A 17525-nucleotide genomic window follows, 5' to 3' on the forward strand; every position below is an offset into this window, starting at 1 on the left:
AGGAGTGGCAATGAGACTTCACAGAGCGCTTTTTGCAGCATTGATTCTTTTTTTTGCTTTTCAGACCACCATGGCGCAGGATACTCCTGATGAATGGTTCTGGAATAAGCCCATCGCTGGCTTTCAATGGGAAGGACTCCATTACGCAAACCGGAATGATCTCGATTCGATGTTGCGGTCATATATCGATGTTGCTTTTACCGATACTGTCTGGACTGATATCCAGGCAAAACTTTATGCGCTTGACTGGTTTGACAGCATTGAACCTGTCGCTCTGCCAGCAGGAGATTCAAAAGACAAGGTTATTGTCAAGTTCATCGTAACAGAAAAACCCTCTATCAGTTCGATTCGTATCATCGGCAACAGCGCATTGCGGACTTCTGAGCTCCTCGATGCCGCGTCTTCCAAAAATGGCGCGATTTTCAATGCAGACAAGGCAAAATCAGATACTGTCGCGATGCAGAAACTATACCTCGAGAAAGGATATCCTGATGCGAAGGTTGAATTTGAAACCGCGCCCAGTCCACAGGATGCCTCGCGCATCATTCTGACATTTAAAGTCGAAGAGGGAACTGCGGTCATCGTCCGAAAAATCCTTTTCTCCGGCAATTCTGTTGTTTCCGCACAAACCCTGAAGAGCCAGGTTACGCTGAAAGAAGCCGGATTATTCCAGAAAGGCGCATTCCAGGAATCCAAACTTGCGGAAAGCAGGTCAGCCATAGAGGATTATTATTCGAGCAAAGGCTATGTGGATGCCAAAGTCGTCGATATTCTGAGGACTTACACAAAAGAGGAAAAAACCAGCAAGAACTACCTCGACATCACATTTGTTATTTCCGAAGGAAAGCAATGGGTTTTCAGTGGCGTCAGCTTCGACGGGAATACCATATTCTCGACGGAGCGGCTTTCATCGTTCATTTCTCTGAAGCCTGGCGATCCATTGAACCTCAAGCGCCTTCTCTCCGACAAGCAAAAAATAGACGATCTCTATTATGAATCTGGATATATTTTCAATTCCATCTCTATGTCCCAAACCCGCGACGAACAAGCGGGAAGCATTTCCTTCAAGATTTCAATCATTGAACGCGACCGAGCGCATATCGGCAGCATAAGCTTCAAAGGAAATACAAAAACAAAGGACTATGTCATTGCCCGCGAAATTCCCCTCGAAGTCGGAGAAGTATTTTCAAAAACAAAAATAATCGACGGCCTGCGCAATCTCTATAACCTGCAGTATTTTTCTTCGATTGACCCGGAAATCCATCAGGGAAGCGTGGAAAACCTCATGGACCTCGTCATCAATGTAGAAGAGATGAGCACTGCGCAAATTCAGTTCGGTCTGACATTGACAGGGCTGGGGCAGAGCAATACATTCCCGATTTCAGGATTTGTCAAATGGAACGACAGCAACCTTGGCGGAACCGGGAAAAATCTTCAGGTCAACATGACGCTTTCGCCCGACGAACAGAGCCTCGATACTTCTTTTGGGCAAAACTGGCTGCTCAACAAGCGCATTTCACAAAGCCTAAGCTTTACTATAAAGCATGCCATGAGCCAGACAGCCCAGGATTCAATCGCTCCGATTTTCTCGTCTGAAGATATTCCCGACCCGTACACTGCTCTCGGAAGTGGTGCGAACGAGTGGAATGGTCTTCTTTCATCGGTGCCAGACAATTACCTCATGAAATATGATGACTACACTTTCAGCCTCGGGTACTCGCTCGGATACGTGTACAAGATTCCTCGGGGAGATATTGGGCTTTCGGGAGGCGTTTCATCAGGCCTTGGCATGTCTTCGTACGACGCGAGCAAATATCGGCCATATGAAAAAGAGATGCGCGATTACAATGGGCAATGGATACTGAAAAATTCCATATTCGGACGCGTCTATCTCAATCGGCTCGATTATTGGTACAACCCCGGTAAAGGCTATTTCCTGAGCCAGCGTTTCACCTATACAGGATTTTTGTCAAATGAGCGACAGTTTTATATCAGGTCGGACACGAAGGCAGAACTCTATGCGACATTGTTCTCAATTCCCTTCAGTCCTTCATGGGTATTTTCTCCTGTAGTTGGGCTTCATTCGGGAGTGCAGACGCTTTTGGCCCAGCCCTGGACACCGCTCTCGGTCACCAAAGATTGGGTCTATCTCGATGGAACATTCAGCGTACGTGGTTGGAAATCGCTCTATGGATCGAAGGGTACTCTCGTCTGGGAAAACTGGCTAGAATTGCATCTCCCTATTGTGCCGCAAGTTGTAAGCCTCGATGGCTTCTTGGATGCAGGCGCGATGCAGACACAGAATGGCTGGGTCAATATGGCGCTCGATTCTCCTTCAGCAGAAGGCGAGTGGAATCTGCAGTGGAAGCATTTCGCTTTCTCGACGGGCTTGGGCGTGCGATTTGTCATCGCGCAATTCCCCTTCCGTTTCTATTTTGCAAAGCGCTTTGTTTTCGATGGTTCTGCCGTTACTTGGAAGACAGCAGCCGGTTCCTTTGATTTTGTGCTGAGCATCACACAGCCGTTGTATTGAAATGAATTTGTGAGCTGCCGGGAATAGGGTGCGAGCGATAGATCGCGAGCGGCTCTTGCCGCAAAGCACAAGCCCTTTCCAAGTTTCCATCGCTTCTTGTGCCGATCCGGGCAGCCCTCTATAATGTTTTCATGCCAGAATCCAGCACAATGCTCGAGCAATATCGCCGAATCAAATCGCAGCATCGCGGTGAGATTCTTTTTTTTCGCCTGGGCGATTTTTATGAGATGTTCAATGAGGATGCTCAGGAAGCAAGCTCCATCCTCGATCTTACGCTTACAAAGCGTCAGGGGCAGCCCATGTGCGGCATTCCCTACCATGCCGCAAAAACATATATCGCCCGCCTGTTGAAAGCCGGCAAGAAAGTCGCAATTTGTGAGCAAAAGACTATCCAGGGCAGACGCGGCCTCATGGATAGAGATGTTGTCGAAGTCATCACCCCGGGTACTGTAGTCGAAGACGATTTTCTCGAACAGAGCGCAAATAATTATCTCGCCGATATTTGTTTGCTGCATGGGCGATTGTGCTTTGCCTACCTTGATGTTTCGACCGGAGAATTCAGGGCGCATTCCCTTCCATTTGATGACCGCAGCAAAGAGGTTCTTCGCGCTGAATTGTATCGGCTTTCGCCGCGCGAGTTGCTCGTTCAGCAATCCCTGCTCGATCAGGCCAATTTTCTCCAGGTAATCCGCGAAAGCGCAGCTATGATAGAGCCTCAGCCTGACTGGACGTATGATGTGTTTCACTCAGCCGATATGCTAAAAAGAAGATTCGGCGTCGCATCGCTCAAGGGATTCGGATTCGAAGACAACGATCCTGCCCTCGCTGCAGCAGGAAATTTACTTGAATATGTGCAGGAAATGGTACATCAAAGCTGTCCGCATATTCGGGCAATACTGCGCTTCGAGCAAAAGGACTATGTTCTCCTCGATGAAGCGACCAAAAGAAATCTTGAACTAGTAAAGAATTTGAGCGATTCTAGTCGCCGCGATACCTTGATTGAGATACTAGACAAAACAAAAACCGCTGGCGGGGCCAGAATGCTGCGGCAATGGCTTTTTCAGCCCTTGCGCAATAAAGCTCGGATAGAAGCGCGGCATGAAGCGGTATCTTTTTTGTATCACAATCAAATATTGCTTGGCGATGCGAGAAAGATCCTTGCTTCAGTGCTGGATGTCGAGCGCTTGATCTCGCGGCTCGCAATGGATAAAGCGCATGCAAAAGATCTGAGAGCGCTGCGGGATTCTGTTGAAGCAGGATTAGCCTTGTTTCAGTTGATAGAAGCTGAACATCCTCCCATGGCTCTTATCCCGCGGGTGAGCGCTGAAGACAAAGCAGAATGCAATCAGGTCATAGCCACTATTGACAGCGCAATCCAGGACGATCCTTCTGTGTTGCTCACAGAGGGCGGTATCATCAGAGATGGCTATAACAGCGAACTCGATGAATTGCGCAATTTGCACAAAAATGCACAGGCAGTGCTCGAATCCTACCTCGAAGAGGAAAAACAGCATACAGGCATCCAGAACCTTCGTATCCGCTACAATCGGGTAATCGGCTATTATCTCGAAGTCACGAAAGGCAAGCTTTCAAATGTACCTTCGCATTTTATTCGAAGACAATCGCTGGTCGGCGGAGAGCGGTATACAACCGATCGCCTGGCAGAGCTGGAAAGCAAAATCAATGGCGCGCAGGAGCGTATCATCGAATTGGAAAAGCGCCTTTTTCTCGAAGTGCGCGAAAACATCAAAGGCAATGTCGCAGCGCTCCTCGAATGTGCCCACGCGATTTCCGAAATCGACTGCCTTGCGTCTCTCGCACAGGCTGCAACGGAAAACGGCTATACAAGGCCGGTTATGTGCGAAGAGCCGGTAATCGATATTGTGAACGGGCGTCATCCTGTTGTGGAAATGTGCCTGCCCTATGGGGATTTTGTTCCAAATTCGATTTCCCTTTCGCGCGACAACCAGTGGTTTGCATTGATTACCGGCCCGAACATGGCAGGCAAGTCGACAATACTTCGCCAGACTGCGCTCATTGTGCTGCTGGCTCATATGGGGAGTTTTGTGCCAGCTGAAGCGGCAAGGATAGGTTTGGTCGACAAGATTTTCTGTCGCGTAGGAGCCCAGGACAATCTTGCGCGCGGTGAGAGTACATTTCTGGTGGAGATGCACGAGGCAGCCTTCATTCTCAATACAGCGACAGCAAACAGCCTGGTGATAATGGATGAAGTGGGGCGAGGCACAGGGACGCTTGATGGTGTCTCAATTGCATGGGCTGTCAGTGAATATCTTGTTGAGCGGGTGGGCTGCCGAACGCTCTTTGCAACGCATTACCACGAGTTGACAACAATGGGCTTGTCCGGACTCCGGAATATGCGGATGGCAGTAATCGAGCATGATGGCACTGTTTCCTTTCCGAAGCGCCTTGAAGACGGAGCTTCGAGCGGTTCATACGGAATCCATGTCGCGAGGCTTGCTGGCCTTCCTGATGGCGTAATCAGTCGCGCATCGGAAATAGAGCAGCATTTCCACCAGCTTGAGCGAGGACTGGGGCAGGAGCAGGGCCAGGTAGAGGAGAATGATGCTGTCCCGGGCAGAATTCCAGCATATTCATTTTCCCCGAAGCCTTCGAAAGAAGCCTATATTCCCGATGCAGAAAGCAAAAAAGAAAAGCGAGCGCAGATGCGCAGGACTGGTGAGCTTTTCAGCCCGGAAGATCTTGTTCTCTCGGAATTGAGAAGCATTAATCCGAACGAGATTACGCCGCTTGGAGCTTTGCAGATTCTCTCCGAGCTTGTCGAAAAATTGAAGCAGTAGGCAGCGTTAGCGCGTCAACCTAATGGGTATGCGCTTTTTTCATTGTGTTGCCGATTGTGTTGACGCGATCTTTCCGGTTCGCTGTGTGCTGTGCGGCAGTCTTGTCAGCAAATCTCCTTGGTGGCCAGCCCCGCTCTGTACCTCATGCGAAAAAACGCTTGAGTGTATAGGTGGGCTGCGCTGCGAACGATGCGGACGACCGCTTATAAGCGAGCAAGGGCTTTGCGCGCAGTGCAAAAATGAACAGTATATTCTCATGCACATTTTGCCTGTTTTTGCTTATAAAGGAAACGCTGCTCGGCTTGTGCAATGTTACAAAATCGAGGAACGCGCTTCGCTCGCAAAGTATTTTTCGCTTCGGCTCGCGGAAATGGTGCCCTTGTTTGCGGAAACAAGCAGCGATATTGCAATAGTTCCTGTTCCGCCTCGCCCGGAGAAGATATGGGCAGGCAAGTTTGACCAGGTGGGCATACTCGCAAATTATCTTTCGCGCTATGGATACAGAATCTGGAAAGGGCTAGTAAGGCGGAAAGGTGGTGCGGAGCAGAAAACGCTCGCGCGTGCCGATCGTCTGAAAAATGCCTATCAGTCATATATGCTTCGTGCAGGATCCATGGATATCCCCGAAAAGGCCTTGCTCTTGGATGATGTGTGCACGACGGGATCGACGCTCGATGCGTGCGCAGAAATACTTGCAGGAAAGGGTACGACTATTCTTGGAGCGATAGTACTTGCAGCGGATTGAGTGTTCTGTTTGCTCTTGCTGTTCCGAATCTTGACGAACATCATGAAAAACTCTATACTACAATCAAAATAAAGTTTGAGTGATTCTTTTTTGCGGCATGCGGGAAGAGTCGTGAGAGCGGCTCTTTTTTTATTCCCCCGAAAGGCGGGAATCATACCGGTTGCGATAGGGCTTTGTGTGTTGCAACCGTGCCTGCCCGGCAGATCGCTCCGCGAGAGCAACTGCCGAAATGCGCTTCCTTCCGGCTTGCATAATCATTGACATCGAAGCACATCATAAAAAGAAGGCACGGCAGCAAGCCCGGTGCAGCTCAAACATGGATGCATTGCATTTGGATGGTGGAAATGAACGGAAAAGAACTTGAAAAAGAGATCGACGACCTGTTGCGCGCTGCTGGGCTTGATCTGCTGGAATTCTCGGTGACACGCCATAGAGGCAAAACTCATGTGAGAGCAGTGATTTACAGCAGGGAAGGAACAGGCACCGATGAGTGCGCGAAGGCGCATCGCTTGATTCTGCCGCGTGTGCAAATGCGTTTGGGTGATCAGGAACCATATATAGAGGTTTTCAGCCCGGGCATCGACCGAATTATCCGGACCGAACGCGAATGGCAGGCGTTTACAGGCAGCTACATAATGATCCTGACATCGGATGTGCCTGAATGGCGCAAAGGACGCCTCGTAAATTTTGGAAAAGGAGTCGTTCAAATCGAAATGAACGAAACAGTAGTTGATATACCAATCGCTTCTATTCAGAAAGCGAAGCTTGATTCATCGCATGAGGGAGAGAAAACTCATGGCATCTGAAATGGCAGAAGCAATTCGACAGCTGATCTCTGAAAAGGGAATTCCGGAAGAGCTCATTATCAAGACACTTGAAGACTCGATTCTTGCAGCCTACAAGAAAAAATTCGGAACTTCCGAGAATGCAATAATCCGGTTCAAAGAGAATTATGAAGGAATCGAGATCTATGCAAAAAAGACAATAGTCTCGGACGATGATTTTGAGGACGAAGTGCTGGAAATTCCTCTTGAGGAAGCCAGAAAGCTCGCTGAAGAAGCAGAAATTGGCGATATTCTCGAAATCCCTGTTGATCCCTCGGAATTCGATTTTCAGTCAGTTATGCTTGCAAAGCAGACGGCTCGGCAAAGCTTGAGGGACATTTCTCGAGACACCTTGTATGCCGAATTTAAATCGAAGGTTGGTGAAATCATCATCGGATATTACCAGCGCGAGCGAAATGGAACCATTTTTGTCGATCTCGGAAAAGTGGAAGGCATTTTCCCGCGGAAATACCAATCACCGCGCGAATCCTATCATGTCGGCGACCGCATCAAAGCACTCATCGTCGAAGTTGAAAAGACAAAAACCGGCTTTCAGGTTGTGCTTTCGCGAACACATGCCGAATTCGTGAGAAAACTGCTCGAACTTGAAATTCCGGAGATATACGACAAGACAATCGAAATCTTCAAAATTGTCCGCGAACCTGGCTACAGGACAAAAGTTGCTGTCTACACCAAGCGGACCGATATAGACCCCGTAGGTGCCTGCGTAGGGCCGAAAGGAATGCGCAGCCAGCTCATCAGTCAGGAGCTCGAAGGTGAGAAAATCGATTTTATTCGTTATGACATCAATCCGAAAGAGTTCATCCGAAATGCTCTTGCACCTGCGCAAATAAAAGAAGTATATATAGTCGACGATGCTCGCCACATGGCATTGGCTGTCGTCGAAGAGCATGAGCTGTCCATTGCCATTGGCAAATCCGGCCAGAATGTCAAGCTTGCGAATCGGCTCTGTGACTGGAATATCGACGTAATGACGGAAGAGCAGTATCTTCAGGATTCGAGAAATGTCGAGCTCAAGAAAGCCGCAGACAGTCTGTTCAGCGCTGAAGAGGAGCAGGGAGAAGAGCTTCTGCTCAAGGACCTGCCGGGCATGAAGCCTGAATGGATTTTGGCACTCGAAAGTGCGGGAATTCAGTCTATAGAGCAGTTCCTGGAGGCGGAGGAAAGCGAAATGCCGCAGCGCACCTCCATAGCTGCCGAAGACCTTGCACGTATCCGCGAGATCATTGAAGAGAATGTAGAGATAGTCCAGGAAGAAGCGGAAGAAGAGGAAACAGAAGCGTACTCCTGTCCAGAATGCGGAGCACCCATTACAATGGATATGGATCATTGCCCGTCATGTGGAGTGGCGTTGAGCTTTGAGGTTGACGAAGGGCGGGATGAATAAAGGAACGATATGACAGATAGCACAGACAAAGACCCGAAGAAAGTCCATTTGATAAAACAAGCAAAGCAAGCCTCTCAGGAGCAGCCGATTGAGCCAGTTGCAGCGCCTCAACCTGACCAGGGCACCGAAAAGAAAAAAGTGGTAGTCGTGGTCAAGAAGAAAGTGGTGACTGCAAAAAAGGTCCAAGCAAAAGTCATATCTCCTGCAGGTAGCGCCCAAGGCGGCGCTCAGGAAGAAACGAATAAAGAACCCGCAGCTTCAGCTTCCGCACAGGTCGAAGCGCATGCAAAACTGGAAATTGCCAGACCAACCCCAGAATCCTCGGCTCACATAGCTTCGCACAAAGGACAAGAACCGGGAGTAAGCGCTGGAGCTGTCGCATCGCTAGCCACTCAAGAATCTTCCGGAAAGAGTGAAGAGTCGTCGGCAGAAAAGAAGGCAGCGGAAACAAAGCCAGACGCCCCAAGGTCTCCCGCACACACATCGCCAAGCCAGCAGAGCCATCGGCCCGACTCTTCATATAATCCGCAAAGGCGCTATTCCTCTGATGGCCGCGCAGGAAATCTCGCTCAGGGACGCCCCGCGCCCACTTCACGATATAACCAGGACAGGAATGAGTCCCGGCCCCCTGCAGGAACATATCCAACCAGAACATCATATGGCCAGCAGCCATCAAGGTCTTATCCATCGACGCAGACTAGGCCGGGGCAGGGCAGTCCTTCTGCGTATAACCGGGGTCCACGGCCTTCGGGTGGCTCTCAATACCCAGGCAGTTCTCAATATCCAGGCGCTCCGGGTGGAGCAAACAGGGGATATCCCTCAGCGAGATCGGGCCAGCAGCCAGGCTCTCGCCCCGGCGGTTATGCTGGTTCGCGGCCTTCAGGTGCCGGCGGCTATGGCGGTTCCCGGCCAGGGGGCTCTGGCGGATACGGCGCTCGTCCAGCTCCTGCACCCGCGGGTGAAAACCGTCCCTCCACGCGCCGTCAGCCAGCAAAAAAGAAAGGCACCTTCGGCAAACGCGAAGAAGAAATCGAACTCGAAAAGCAGATCCAGCTCAAGAAAAAGGCCGAAGCTAAGCTTGCTGCCGTTCCTAAATCCGTCGATATAATGGAAAATATCAGCATTTCAGATTTGGCCAAAAAAATGAATCTCAAGCCAGCCGATCTGATAAGCAAGCTCATGTCGCTCGGTGTCATGGCGACGATCAATCAGAAAATCGATGCTGATACTGCAGCGATCCTGGCAGCGGAATATGGATGCGAAGTCAGGGTAGTAAGTCTCTATGACGAAACGGTAATCGAAAAAGCAGCTGACAAGCCTGAAGAACTAAAACCACGCCCCCCTATCGTTACGGTCATGGGACATGTCGACCACGGAAAAACCAAGCTTCTTGATGCGATACGGAAAACCGATGTCGTGTCGCAGGAGTTTGGCGGCATTACGCAGCATATCGGCGCATATATGGTCGATACTCCGCGAGGGAAGATATCGTTCCTCGACACGCCAGGCCACGCTGCGTTCACAAAAATGCGTGCGCGAGGCGCGAACCTTACTGATATTGTTATTCTTGTGGTTTCTGCAGTCGAAGGTGTAATGCCCCAGACAAAAGAAGCCATCGACCATGCCAAGGCTGCCGATGTTCCTATCATCGTTGCCATCAACAAGATCGATTTGCCAGAAGCCAATCCTGACAGAGTAAAAACCCAGCTTTCCGAACTTGGCCTTATCCCCGAAGAATGGGGCGGAACGACGCAATTCGTTGAAGTCTCGGCGCTTCAGAAGAAAGGCATTCCCGAGCTCTTTGACGCTATTCTGCTGCAGGCTGAAATGCTCGATTTAAAGGCAAATTTCGATAGGCTTGCGGAAGGGAAAGTTATTGAATCGCGCATCGATCAAGGGCGCGGTATCGTATCGAGCATCATGATTCAGAATGGAACACTTCGCATAGGAGATCCGTTCGTCGCCGGAATCTATCCGGGAAAAGTGAGAGCACTTTTCGATGACAAAGGCCAGAGAGTAGAAGAGGCCACCCCCGCCATGCCAGTTGAAGTCCTCGGATTTGAAGGCATGCCTGAAGCTGGAGATCCATTCGAGGCCGTTGAGGATGAAAAGTTTGCCCGCCAGATTTCCGCAAAGAGACAGGAACTCAAGAAATACGAAGAAGGCCGCAACGTCAAGAAAGTAACCCTTGATAACCTTTACGAGACTATCAGTCAGGGCGAAATCAAAGAGCTCAAGGTAATTATAAAAGGCGACGTTCATGGCAGCGTCGAAGCGCTCAAAGGCATGCTGGAAAAACTCTCGACAAGCGAAGTACACCTCAATGTGATCCGCGCAGCTGCCGGCGCCATTACCGAAGACGATGTCATGATGGCTTCTGCTTCGAACGCGATAATCATCGGTTTCAACGTCCGCCCGACTCCCAGCGCCAAACAGCTCGCCGAGCGCGAAAAAGTCGATGTCCGCAAATACAATATCATCTATCGCGCCCAGGAAGAGATCAAACTGGCGATGGAAGGGCTCCTTGCGCCGGAACTCAAGGAGCAAGAAGTCGGAAAGGCCGAAGTCCGCAGTATCTTCAGGGTCCCAAAAGTGGGCATTGTCGCAGGCTGCCAGGTCACCGAAGGTATTGTCAAGCGGAATTGCCAGGTGCGCGTCATTCGGGACAATATCGAAATTTTCCAGGGCAGCCTCTCATCTCTCAAGCGTTTCAAGGACGATGTCAAAGAAGTTGCCGCTGGTTACGAATGCGGTATAGGAATAGAAAACTGCAACGATTTGCAGGAAGGTGATATTCTCGAGTTCTACGAGACGGTTGAGGTTGCCAGGACCCTTGAATCAGGAAACAACAATGGATCAGATACGAAGGCGTCGTCTTGAGGAACTCATCCGCGAAGAAATTTCACGGATGATTACCTTTGGCGAAATAAAAGACCCGCGAGTGAACAGTTTTCTTTCGGTGACCAGGGTCGAAGCAGCCCAGGATGGTTCGCATGCTAAGGTATGGGTCAGCAGCCTGGAGGATGAGGAAAGCAGGCTTGATGAAGCGATAACAGGCCTTTCCCATGCCGCGGGCTTCATCCAGGCTCTCCTAGCAAAGCGAGTTAGATTGCGGCTCACCCCTGTACTGACTTTTTTCCCGGACCGCGGTATCAAAGAAGGCTTTGAAATATCCGAAAAGCTAAAGGATTTGCTCAAGTAATGTCTTGCAGCGGTTTTTTTCTCGTCGACAAGCCTGCCGGGCCGACTTCCAATAGAGTGCTTCAGGAAATCAAGCGAGCATTTAGCAAAGCCTACCCAACTCTGAATGTGAAATTCGGGCATGCGGGGACGCTTGATTCGTTCGCATCAGGACTGCTTATCGTGCTTACAGGCAAATGCACTCGTCTTACGCCATGGTTTATGCATCAAACCAAAGAATATGAAGCTGTTTTCCGTTTCGGAGAAGAAACAGACACGCTTGACCCGCTTGGCAGGATAATTGGGCATGCTGAGCTGCCAAGCAAAGATATGCTCGAACAAGCGATTCCTCGGTTTCAGGGAGATATTCTTCAGATTCCCCCGTCATACAGCGCAGTTCATATCGGCGGAAAAAGATCATACAAGATTGCGCGAGATGGCGAAACACCTGATCTTGCGCCTCGACCAGTTATGATCGAAGCTCTTAGGATGCATTCATATGACGGAGAAGAAGCCCATTTTAGCATTCGCTGTTCATCCGGCACATATATCCGCGCCCTTGCAAGAGATATTGCGCAGGCCTGTGGCTCTCGCGCTTTTGTAAAATCCCTGCGAAGAACGCGTATTGGTCCTTTTGCTGTCGATGCTGCGTTGCGTCCTGATATGTGTTCAGCCAAGACCATGATGCATTTTACATCCGAGGTTGCGATCTCACTGGGATTGGGCGCGGGATTGCTGAATCCAGCATATTTTGACCGCTTTCTGCACGGGTCGGATTTGCCTTTATCAGCGATCGAATCAAGAGGAAAAGCTTTGGACCTCTTTGCTGGAAGATCACTTGCAGATAGCCCTCTTGCTCTTTTTTCGCAGAGCGATGCATTTCTCGGCATTGTGCAGAAAAGCGAAAGCGGATGGGCTGTCAAGGTTATGGCAGCAGATGAGGCGAAAGAATGAAAGTCCTTACGTGGCAAGATTTTCTGGAAAATGTTCCTCACGCCAGGATAGCTGCGACAGTCGGAGTGTTCGACGGCCTTCATCTGGGCCATCAAGCTCTCATCGAGACAGTAAGGAAAGAGGCACCCCAACTAAAACCTTGCGTGATTACCTTCCGCGAAAATCCCAAAAAAATACTTCATCCGGCAAGTTATCGCGGAAGTCTTCTCACGACAGAGCAGAAACTGTCCGCCATCGAAGCTTCGGGCATTGAGTATTGCGTGCTGATTGACTTTTCTGGCAAATTCGCTACACTTTCGGGAAGGGAATTCCTTGCGGCGCTGTATGTTGCGAATGTGCGATTTGTAGCGGTCGGAGAGAATTTCCAGTTTGGCCACAGGCTTGACACCAATGCAGTAAAGCTTGAAGTATTGAGCGAGGAAATCGGGCTGCGACCCGCAATCGTAAAGAATGTGATGTATCGTGGGCATCCGGTAAGTTCAAGCAGAATACGCCATGCGGTCCAGGAAGGAAGACTGGAGGAAGCTGCCGATATGCTTGGCAGACCCTATCAGATCATTGTCCAGCGAGGCGCTGAACCTGGTGTCATGGTAGCAGAAGATGATCTGCTTCTGCCGCCCGATGGTGAGTATGAGGGTATCGCCAACGATGGTGGAGCGATGCAGTATTGCAGGGTGGAAATTGACCATCGGAACTTGAAATTTGGATTGCGCATGCAATCGGAAGTAGTCCGATTCGCATTCGTTGATACGGCAACTCAGGAGAAGGAGAATTTAGTATGGCTTTGAGCAAAGAAGACAAGGCCCAGGTAGTGCTCGAGTACGGCAAAGACCCAAAGAATACTGGTGCAATCGAAACCCAGATTGCGCTCATATCTTCGCGGATCTCATATCTTACAGAGCACTTCAAGACGCACAAAAAAGACACGAACTCGAGACGTGGGCTACTCAAGCTTGTCGGCCAGCGCCGCAAGCTCCTGAAATACCTGCAAAGAACCAATCTCGAATCATATCGTGAAATTGTGGAAAAACTGCAGATCCGGAAATGAATCCAATTTCCGCGGCGCCATGCGTCCGCCGCGGATTCCGGATATTCGAACATCAGAGAAGGAAAGGAATGATCAACAAACTGGAATGTCAAATCGGTAACGAAACCCTGGTTTTCGAAACCGGACGGATGGCCAAACAGGCCAATGGAGCAGTGTTCGCCACATATGGCGGCAGTGCGATAATCGCAACGGCATGCTGTTCTTCGACCCCTACAGAAGGGTTGGACTTTGTACCGCTAACCGTTGAATATTCGGAAAAATATTATGCAGCCGGGAAAATTCCCGGAGGCTTCATCAAGAGGGAAACACGGCCCAAAGACAGAGAAATACTTGTTTCCCGCATTATTGACAGGCCGATGCGTCCCCTTTTCCACAAGGAATTCGGGCGGGAAATCCAGGTCGTTCCGACTTGCATTTCTGCGGATCAGATCAATCCGCCCGATGTAATCGCAGCGAATGCAGCGAGCGCTGCTGTGCATATTTCGGATATCCCTTTTGAAGGCCCTATAGGATGCGTGCGCGTTGCGCTGGTCGATGGCAAGTACATTGTCAATCCAACCTACGAGCAGATAGAGCATGCCAAGCTGGAGATTGTCGTTGCAGGGACGGCCAAGGGCATCACTATGGTCGAAGGTGGCTCGCATGAAGCTTCCGAAGAAGAAATGATCGAAGCCATCGAAACCGCAAAAGAACCCATAGCCAGGATCTGCGCTACCATCGAAGAGCTAAAGCATCTTGCTGGAAAAGAAAAACTCCCGCTTGCGCCGCTGCAGGTCGAGCTCAACAACAAAGAAGAAATCCGAGCATATGCGCACGAGTTGCTTTCAAAAGCGCTATTCACCAAGGTGAAGCAGGAGCGGGCAAAAGCAGTTGCACAGGCCATCGCAGCTGTCAAGGATAAATTCAAGGATGCGCTTACCGATGATATTCAGGCCAAGCTTTTTTCCAAATTGATGGATGACCTGCAATATGAAATCTTGCGTTCCTCGATTCTCGACAAGCAGCTTCGCGTCGACGGCCGTGGTCTTGAGGATATTCGTCCTATCACTTGTGAAGTCGGGGTTCTGCCGAGAACGCATGGATCCGCAATTTTTACCCGGGGAGAAACGCAGGTTCTTGCTGTTACAACGCTTGGCACTGTATTCGATGAGCAGATTTTTGATGACATCGAAGGCGACCGCCGCGAGCGATTCATGCTGCATTATAATTTCCCTCCATTCTCGGTGGGCGAGGTGGGAAGGCTTGGCACCGGCAGGCGCGAGATCGGCCATGGAGACCTGGCACGCCGCGCTATAGAGCCCATGCTGCCGCCCAAAGACAAATTTCCTTATACCGTCCGTGTTGTCGCAGAAGTTCTTGAATCGAATGGTTCTTCTTCTATGGCGACCGTCTGTTCTTCTTCGATGTCGCTCATGCATGCAGGAGTTCCGGTCGCCAAGCCGGTAGCAGGTATTGCAATGGGCTTGATCACCGATGAAACACGCTATGCAGTCTTGTCTGACATTCTTGGTGATGAAGATCACCTCGGCGATATGGACTTCAAAGTAGCAGGAACAAAAGAGGGCATCACCGGATTCCAGATGGATATCAAGATATCCAGCGTTTCGACTGAAATTCTTCGCAAGGCGCTCGAACAGGCCAGACGGGGAAGGCTTCATATTCTTTCGATTATGGAAAAGACGATCTCTGCACCGCAGAGCGAAATCTCTCCCTTTGCGCCCCAGGTAATCAGTGCACGGATTGATCCCGAAAAAATAGGCCTTGTAATCGGGCCATCGGGAAAGAACATCAAAGCCCTTTCCGAAAAATACGATGTACAGATCAACATCGAAGAAGATGGATCAGTCACTGTATATGGCAAGGATCAGAAATCTGCCTTCAATGCGCGCGACGCGATTCTTGGCATGGTCGAAGAACCGGAAGTCGGAAAGATTTACACTGGAACCGTCAAGCGAATTATGGACTTTGGTGCGTTTATTGAAATCATCCCTGGCCGCGAAGGATTGTGCCATATTTCACGACTTGCCAAAGGCCACGTGGAAAAGGTGTCCGACATTCTTAAAGAAGGTGACACAATTCAGGTGAAGCTCATGGAAATCGACCACCTGGGCCGTTTGAATCTTGCTGCGATCGATTCGCTCGACGAAAACGGGGAAGCTCGCGAACGCCCTGCGCGCAGCGATTCAAGATCATCAGATCGCCCGCGCGACTCCAGGCCTTCGCGGAGAGATTTCCACCGCGACAGGTAATTTGCGTACAATATGCCTCTTCTATTGAAGTCGGCAGCTGGCACCATGCTTGCTGCCGATTCTATGCCGAATGCATCCAGCGTCTCGATAGGCTTGTGGCTGCCGTACGGCTCGAGAAACGAGAAGCCTCAAAACAGAGGCTTTTTTCATTTTATTGAGCACATGGTATTCAAGGGGACCATTAGTAAAAACGCCCAGGCGCTTGCACGGACTTTCGAGCGCACCGGAGGCTTTGTCAACGCGTTTACCGAGCGATCCACAACGTGCTTTCATTGCACAATCCCGGCAAAAGAGTGGAAATATGCCTGCACAACTCTTCTCGAAATGGCATTTCTCTCGATTTTCCCTGAAGATGAATTCGAAAAGGAAAAGATAGTCATACTCTCCGAGATACTCCAGACTGAAGACGATCCGGAAGAATTGGCGCATGAGCATTTTTTCCGGCTTTTTTGGAAAGACCAGCCGATCGGTCTGCCAATAGCCGGAGAGCTTGCAGACATTCAAACGATCTCGAGAGAGAAGCTCTTTTCGTTTTATCTTGAACAATTCAAGCCAGAAATATCATTCATCAGTATTGCAGGAGCGATAGACGAGAACGAAGCGGCAAGGTTTGTCGAAGCTGAGCTTACGCGCATAACATCGTTGAGGCAGAAGCTTTTCGGCACGATTGGGCTGGCCGCTGAAAACTGCGAAATTATCGCACCTGTTTCAGCGGTGCCACATATATTTTCCGCGTATGAAAAGAATCATGCTTCGCTCTCGTATGTGATTCAGTGCATGCAGGTGCCCCCTCCGCAAAATGTGCGCCGCTATCTGCTGAATGCCCTCATGAACGAAATTATTGGAGGTTCGACCATCTCCCGCCTTTTCCAGTCATTGAGAGAGAAGGAAGGGTTGTGCTATACCGTATTTTCGTCGTTCGAAACCGAGACCCTCGAAGCGCTATGGATTATTCATCTGCAGACAGGCGGAAAGCAATTGACGCGGGCTCTGGATGTACTTGATGACGAAGTCAAGAAGCTATCAAAGGGATATCCAAGTGCCATGGAGTTCGAAGATGCGCGCAGCAGAGTTGCGGGGCTATTGCAGCTTGCTTCGGAAGATACTGATTTTCGCCAGCGCCGCATGGCACGAAGCTATTTTGCGCATGGAACAACAGAAGGAATAGAACAGGAACTTGCTCTCGTGCAATCAATCGAGTACGATGAAGTCTGCAGTGCAGCATCGGATTTCGGTTCTTTGAACCGTGCGCGCTTTGTATTTGGAACTGCAAAAGAAAAAGAACTTTTGAAGCGGGGATATCTGGAGCATGAGTGATTCTTTCGCAAAGCAGATAGAGGTGTCCATTTCTCTTTCAGGCAATGCGCAGATGCCCAACTATGCGACAGCGCAATCCGCGGGAGCTGATCTCTGTGCCTCGCTCTCAGAGCCAGTTGTCATACAGCCCTTTGCGAGGGCGCTGATTCCAACAGGGGTAAGAATTGCTCTTCCGGAAGGGTACGAAGCTCAGGTGCGCCCGCGCTCGGGCCTTGCATTCAAGCACGGTGTGTCATGCCTCAATACACCAGGCACAATAGACGCCGATTATCGCGGGGAAATACAAGTTCTGCTCATCAATCTTGGAGACAAACCCTTTACCGTAACGAATGGCGATCGTATTGCCCAGCTGGTCATCGCTCCTTGCAGTCGGGCCAGATTTTCTCAAGTGGCACATCTCGATGAGACCGGAAGAGGGACGGGTGGTTTTGGTTCGACGGGATTGTAG

General features: G+C 50.1%; 13 protein-coding genes and 1 pseudogene. All 14 read left to right on the top strand.

Going from position 1 to position 17525, the window contains the following annotated elements; all coding sequences use genetic code 11:
* The first annotated feature begins 10 nt into the window (after positions 1 to 10).
* The 14 genes and pseudogenes from bamA (at position 11) to dut (ending at position 17525) form a co-directional block, all read left to right on the top strand.
* Positions 11 to 2533: an outer membrane protein assembly factor BamA gene (gene bamA, locus GAP13_RS01935; protein ID WP_158905638.1), complete on the top strand. Its 2523-nt coding sequence runs from the start codon at positions 11 to 13 to the stop codon at positions 2531 to 2533.
* Between the two features lie 131 nt (positions 2534 to 2664).
* Positions 2665 to 5352, top strand: a complete 2688-nt coding sequence (gene mutS, locus GAP13_RS01940) for a DNA mismatch repair protein MutS (RefSeq protein WP_241864266.1) — start codon at positions 2665 to 2667, stop codon at positions 5350 to 5352.
* Between the two features lie 28 nt (positions 5353 to 5380).
* Positions 5381 to 5578 (top strand): annotated as a pseudogene (locus tag GAP13_RS13285) (double zinc ribbon domain-containing protein); the annotation flags it as partial.
* A 30-nt stretch (positions 5579 to 5608) separates the two neighbouring features.
* Positions 5609 to 6097, top strand: coding sequence for a ComF family protein (locus GAP13_RS01945; RefSeq protein WP_158905640.1), 489 nt, complete (start codon positions 5609 to 5611; stop codon positions 6095 to 6097).
* A gap of 344 nt (positions 6098 to 6441) precedes the next feature.
* Positions 6442 to 6903 (top strand): LSm family protein, encoded by a 462-nt coding sequence (locus tag GAP13_RS01950; RefSeq protein ID WP_158905642.1) that lies wholly within the window; start codon positions 6442 to 6444, stop codon positions 6901 to 6903.
* Positions 6893 to 8329, top strand: coding sequence for a transcription termination factor NusA (gene nusA / locus GAP13_RS01955; RefSeq protein ID WP_158905644.1), 1437 nt, complete (start codon positions 6893 to 6895; stop codon positions 8327 to 8329). Before GAP13_RS01950 ends, nusA begins: the two co-directional genes overlap by 11 nt.
* 9 nt (positions 8330 to 8338) lie before the next feature.
* The gene (infB, locus tag GAP13_RS01960; RefSeq protein ID WP_158905646.1) at positions 8339 to 11209 is read left to right on the top strand and encodes a translation initiation factor IF-2; all 2871 of its coding nucleotides are present in this window, start codon (positions 8339 to 8341) and stop codon (positions 11207 to 11209) included.
* A complete protein-coding gene (gene rbfA / locus GAP13_RS01965; protein WP_158905648.1) occupies positions 11181 to 11531 on the top strand; it encodes a 30S ribosome-binding factor RbfA in 351 nt (116 codons plus the stop codon). Before infB ends, rbfA begins: the two co-directional genes overlap by 29 nt.
* Positions 11531 to 12463 (top strand): tRNA pseudouridine(55) synthase TruB, encoded by a 933-nt coding sequence (gene truB / locus GAP13_RS01970; RefSeq protein WP_158905650.1) that lies wholly within the window; start codon positions 11531 to 11533, stop codon positions 12461 to 12463. The genes rbfA and truB overlap by 1 nt, the downstream gene beginning before the upstream one ends.
* Positions 12460 to 13251: an FAD synthetase family protein gene (locus GAP13_RS01975; protein ID WP_158905652.1), complete on the top strand. Its 792-nt coding sequence runs from the start codon at positions 12460 to 12462 to the stop codon at positions 13249 to 13251. Before truB ends, GAP13_RS01975 begins: the two co-directional genes overlap by 4 nt.
* Positions 13242 to 13511, top strand: a complete 270-nt coding sequence (gene rpsO, locus GAP13_RS01980) for a 30S ribosomal protein S15 (protein ID WP_158905654.1) — start codon at positions 13242 to 13244, stop codon at positions 13509 to 13511. The genes GAP13_RS01975 and rpsO overlap by 10 nt, the downstream gene beginning before the upstream one ends.
* Before the next feature lie 68 nt (positions 13512 to 13579).
* Positions 13580 to 15760, top strand: a complete 2181-nt coding sequence (gene pnp / locus GAP13_RS01985; RefSeq protein WP_158905656.1) for a polyribonucleotide nucleotidyltransferase — start codon at positions 13580 to 13582, stop codon at positions 15758 to 15760.
* Positions 15761 to 15772: 12 nt separating this feature from the next.
* Entirely contained in the window at positions 15773 to 17077 is a 1305-nt protein-coding gene (locus GAP13_RS01990; RefSeq protein ID WP_158905658.1) for a M16 family metallopeptidase, read from the top strand.
* A complete protein-coding gene (gene dut / locus GAP13_RS01995; protein WP_158905660.1) occupies positions 17070 to 17525 on the top strand; it encodes a dUTP diphosphatase in 456 nt (151 codons plus the stop codon). The genes GAP13_RS01990 and dut overlap by 8 nt, the downstream gene beginning before the upstream one ends.

Source organism: Rectinema subterraneum (assembly GCA_009768935.1).
GTDB classification, from domain to species: domain Bacteria; phylum Spirochaetota; class Spirochaetia; order Treponematales; family Rectinemataceae; genus Rectinema; species Rectinema subterraneum.